Raw genomic sequence first — 345 nt, 5'->3', positions numbered from 1 at the left:
AAAACGTTTCTTCACGTCCAATCTCCGTCGGGTAGGGAATTGGACTCCAAACTGCGGTGCTACTCAAAATCGGGGGGACGTCGCCCTCAACACACGCGATGCTGGTCGTAGAGCGCTGTCGACGTTCATAAGACGCTCGCGCGAGCACAATGCCGACCAGGCGATGGCTTTCTCGGCGCCCATGGCCTTGACGAAATGGAAGGAACTGGCAGACATCCGGCCGTTCGATGAGATGCAGTTCGATGGGCACTACATTGACCTAAGGAAGGTCTGAACAACGATGCCTGACAGGGCGGAATGTGGCATCGCTCCGGAGAGTCGCGTTTGGAGCCTCGGGTTCTCGCC

The 345-nt window shown here is 57.7% G+C and carries 1 protein-coding gene; it reads left to right on the top strand.

Features of this window, described 5'->3' with window-relative positions; translation table 11 throughout:
• A partial coding sequence (locus tag XcodCFBP4690_RS22955) for a hypothetical protein (protein WP_208622784.1) occupies window positions 1-274 on the top strand: 274 nt, incomplete at its 5' end.
• Window positions 275-345: the final 71 nt, after the last annotated feature.

Origin of the sequence: Xanthomonas codiaei, assembly GCF_002939785.1 — a bacterium.
Classification (GTDB): Bacteria; Pseudomonadota; Gammaproteobacteria; order Xanthomonadales; family Xanthomonadaceae; genus Xanthomonas; species Xanthomonas codiaei.
Note: the sequence above shows the minus strand (reverse complement) of the source record. Positions and strands in the feature narration are given on the sequence as shown.